Annotated in this window: 5 protein-coding genes; 3 read left to right on the forward strand and 2 right to left on the reverse strand. The window is 61.9% G+C overall.

Annotation, left to right across the window (positions count from 1 at the left end; all coding sequences use genetic code 11):
* The coding region (locus ACXJ7R_RS26955; protein WP_457154482.1) for a chromate transporter at positions 1 to 493 on the reverse strand (493 nt) is incomplete at its 3' end.
* The gene (locus ACXJ7R_RS26960; protein ID WP_095080501.1) at positions 480 to 1,064 is read right to left on the reverse strand and encodes a chromate transporter; all 585 of its coding nucleotides are present in this window, start codon (positions 1,062 to 1,064) and stop codon (positions 480 to 482) included. The genes ACXJ7R_RS26955 and ACXJ7R_RS26960, both read right to left, overlap by 14 nt.
* Positions 1,065 to 1,170: 106 nt before the next feature.
* Here ACXJ7R_RS26960 and ACXJ7R_RS26965 point away from each other — a divergent pair, with 106 nt between their 5' ends.
* The 3 genes from ACXJ7R_RS26965 to ACXJ7R_RS26975 form a co-directional block, all read left to right on the forward strand.
* Positions 1,171 to 1,881: an FCD domain-containing protein gene (locus ACXJ7R_RS26965; protein WP_457154483.1), complete on the forward strand. Its 711-nt coding sequence runs from the start codon at positions 1,171 to 1,173 to the stop codon at positions 1,879 to 1,881.
* The gene (locus ACXJ7R_RS26970) at positions 1,878 to 2,627 is read left to right on the forward strand and encodes an SDR family NAD(P)-dependent oxidoreductase (protein WP_457154484.1); all 750 of its coding nucleotides are present in this window, start codon (positions 1,878 to 1,880) and stop codon (positions 2,625 to 2,627) included. Before ACXJ7R_RS26965 ends, ACXJ7R_RS26970 begins: the two co-directional genes overlap by 4 nt.
* Before the next feature lie 65 nt (positions 2,628 to 2,692).
* Positions 2,693 to 3,854: MmgE/PrpD family protein (locus ACXJ7R_RS26975; protein WP_457154485.1), on the forward strand; the 1,162-nt coding region annotated here is incomplete at its 3' end.

Consider the following 3,854-nt stretch of genomic DNA (forward strand, 5'->3'; position numbering starts at 1 on the left):
CCATCAGCGTCAGTGGACCCAAACGAATTGTTCGCGCGGCAACGGCGACCACAATTGCCACGCACCAGGCAATCCATCCCCCTTTCGCGTTGCTCAAGAGAGTGAACACGCTTGACAGCACCAGCCCGGCGGCGAGCGGGGCCAGGCCATAAATCAAAGCCCCTTGCCATGCTGCATTGGGACGGCTGTGCCAGAAATGCGCGATCACGATCACCAGCAGCGACGACGGCGCAAAAATCGCAATCGTCGCAACGATCGCGCCCGCCCATCCGGCAAGATGCCAACCCATCAGCGTGACGATCAGGGTTCCCGGTCCGGGCGCAACGCGGGAGATGGCAAACATGTCGAGGAAGGTCTTGTTGGTCAACCAATGCTGGTTGTCGACAACGCTGTGCTGCAGTTCGCCCAGAATGGAGGCTCCCCCGCCGATGGCCATCAAGGACAGAGGCGCGAACACCAGAAACAGGCTGACAAGCAGATTATCGTCTTTCATGGCGGCTTCTTGCAAAGCCGACGCCGATGCCGATGGGTGCAAGCACCGCCACAACGACGAGAGCCGAGAAATGAAAGACAGTCGCGCCGATCAGCGTGCACGTGAAGAGGGCAATTGAAACCGCGTCGACACAGGCATAGCGCATGGCAAGGTAGCCGACTGACAGTGACAAGCCGGCGGCCGCAACCGCCAGCCCCACGAGGATAGCGCCGATCGCGGGATCGGCGCTCAGCCTCAGCACGATATTTCCTATCAAAACTATCGCGACCGCAGGGGGCAGCACCACCGCCGCCAGCGCCACCACGGCGCCGACGACACCGCGACATTGAAACCCGAGCCAGAGCGCCAGGTTTGCAACATTGACACCAGGAAGTGACTGGCTAAGCGCCAGCCCTGACAGAAACTGTTTGTCGCTGAACCAGCGCCGATTCACCACGAATTCCGTGTGCATCATGCCGTTCACACCACCGCCAATGCTGGTGATGCCGAGCTTGGTGAACGCCAGGAAGAGCTCAAGGAGGTTTGGTGGGGGTGACGTGTCGGGCGCCAGCGGGACATCCATTTGATCCATGAAACCTCCGATTTTTCCTGCTTTCAAACCAGGGATGTGCTCGATCGCTGCGTCGGCGGCACTGTATTCTGTTGACAGTTTGCAGTAAATAGTCGATCACTACCCCATGAGGGCCGAGCTTGAATTTCTCCAGAACCACTCCCTGACGAGCGTCCTTCGACGTGAGTTGGAAACCCTCATCCTGTCGGGAGAATTTGCCCCTGGTGAGCGATTGAACGAGAATTCGCTGGCAATCCGCTTCTCGGTGAGCCGCGGCCCGATCCGCGAAGTCTGCCGCGCGCTCGCCGAAAAAGGCTTGCTCGAACTCGTGCCCAATCGAGGCGTGTTCATGCGCCGGATTGGCGAGGAACAGGCCGCCGAACTCTACGACGTGCGAGCAGGCCTGTTTGCATCGGCGGCGCGGTTGCTGGCGACCAAGGTGACGCCGGAGCAGATTTCGGAACTCCAGAGTTTACTTGATCGCATGGAAGAAGCGGTTCTCGCGAATTCGCTCGACAACTACTATCCGCTCAATCTGGAATTCCACGATTCCATCCTGCGCTTTGCCGGGAACAGCCGGCTGCACAAGGCCTATTCCGAGCTCGTCAAGGAGCTGCACCTGTTTCGGGAGCGTGCGCTGCTGCAAGGCGGCGGCCTGACCGTATCCAATATCGAGCATCGCCGCATCGTGGCAGCGCTGGGAGCGGGCGACGCCACGGCAGCCATGGATGCAGCGTTTGCGCATGTGCTGAGCGGCAAGAGCCGCATGACCCTGCCAGCGGCAGCCGACACGGAACATTCGATCGGCGGTGCCGCAAAAACCACGGACATCGCATGAACGGCGCGCGGGAACTTGAGGGGCGCGTCGCCATCGTGACCGGTGCAGGACGCAACATCGGGCGCGTGATGGCGCTGGAACTGGCTCGAGCCGGCGCCGCGGTGGTCGTGAACGCACGCACATCTCGCGCCGAAGCCGAAGCTGTCGTCAACGAGATCACCGCCGCCGGAGGCAGGGCTACGGCCGTCCTGGCCGACGTCGTCGACCCGAATGCCGTCGACGCACTGATCGGCGCGGCTGTCCGGCAGTTCGGTGGCATAGACATTCTCGTCAACAGCGCTGCCGTGCGACGCGAAACCGCGTTCGAGGATCTGGGTTTCACCGAATGGCGAGAGGTGCTTTCGATCATCCTCGATGGTGCATTCCTCACCGCCCATGCAGCGCTCCCGCATCTCAAGAAATCGGGACAAGGCGTGGTGATCAACATCGGGGGTCTGTCGGCTCATACCGGCGCCAGCGGTCGCGCCCATGTCGTCGCGGCCAAGGCGGGCCTGGCCGGATTCACCCGGGCGCTCGCCCATGACCTTGCCGGTGAAGGCATCACGGTCAATTGCGTTTCGCCTGGCATGATCGACACTCGACGTGCCGGCGAAGAGCCTTCTCATCATGCCGGGAAACTGCCGCCTGTCGGGCGGCGTGGAACACCCGAGGAAGTTGCACTGCTCGTGCGCTATCTCTGCGGACCGGCGGCTCGCTACATCACCGGCCAGACCGTCCACATCAATGGCGGCGCCTTCACGGCGTGATGCACGCCAATCAGCAAGCACGCCGATGCACCGGGCGGTGCCCGACGGCTATCCAGGGAGATCAAATGATGGACGTTACAGCCATTCTGGCGCGCTATGTCGTGTCGGCATCCGCGGACAGCGTCCCGGCAAACGTCCGGAGCGAAGCAGTGCGCTCCTTCCTCAACTGGACCGGCTGCGCGGTAGGCGGCTCGCAACATCCGAGCGTTGACATTGCCTTGTCCGCGGTGTCACCGTTCGCCGGCAAGGATCAGGCTGCGATCCTCGGCCGTAGCGAACGGCTGGACGCCCTGAACGCCGCGCTCATCAACGGCATCGCCAGCCACGTCTTCGATTTCGACGACACACATCTGAGGACCATCATCCATCCGGCCGGGCCGGTCGCCTCCGCAATCCTCAGCCTGGCGCAACTGCAACCAACGAGCGGCCGTGATCTCCTGCACGCCTTCATCCTCGGCGTCGAGGTCGAATGCCGCATCGGCAACGCCGTCTATCCCGCGCACTACGACATCGGCTGGCACATCACCGGAACCGCCGGCGTTTTCGGAGCCGCCGCCGCGGCAGGTCGCCTGCTCGGTCTCAACGAACAGCAGATGATCTGGGCGCTCGGCATCGCCGGCACACAGTCTTCCGGTTTTCGTGAGATGTTCGGAACCATGTGCAAAAGCTTCCATCCCGGCCGCGCCGCGCAAAATGGACTGCTTTCCGCCGTGCTGGCGCAACGCGACTTCACCTCGTCAAACCGCGTGCTCGAGGCGCCGCGCGGTTTCGCCCATGTCATGTCCACCGAACGGAATTTCGACGAGATCACCAAAGGCCTGGGCGAGAGTTTCGAGATCGCTCTCAACACCTACAAGCCGTTCGCTTGCGGCATCGTCATCCACCCGATCATCGACGGCTGCGTGCAATTGCGCAATGAATTCGGCCTGAAGGCCGACGAGATCGAAAGCATTGCGCTGGAAGTCGATCCGTTGGTGTTGGAATTGACTGGCAAGAAGACCCCGCAGGTTGGCCTCGAAGGCAAATTCAGCGTCTACCATTCGGCAGCGGTCGCCATTATCGAAGGCCGCGCCGGCGAGGCAGAATACAGCGATGCAAACGTGCGCGATAAGCAGGTCATTGCGCTGCGCGATCGCGTCAGCGCAGTGGCGTCGCAAAGCGTCGCCGAAGACGAATGTCACGTCACGATCAAGCTCAGGGACGGTCGCGTGCTCAAGAGGCATGTCG

The sequence above is a fragment of the Mesorhizobium sp. P5_C1 genome, assembly GCF_054049815.1.

Coding starts and splice junctions, on each gene's coding strand:
- ACXJ7R_RS26970 (WP_457154484.1), top strand. CDS start 1,878: ATGAACGGCGCGCGGGAACTTGAGGGGCGCGTCGCCATCGTGACCGGT.
- ACXJ7R_RS26965 (WP_457154483.1), top strand. CDS start 1,171: ATGAGGGCCGAGCTTGAATTTCTCCAGAACCACTCCCTGACGAGCGTC.
- ACXJ7R_RS26960 (WP_095080501.1), bottom strand. CDS start 1,064: ATGGATCAAATGGATGTCCCGCTGGCGCCCGACACGTCACCCCCACCA.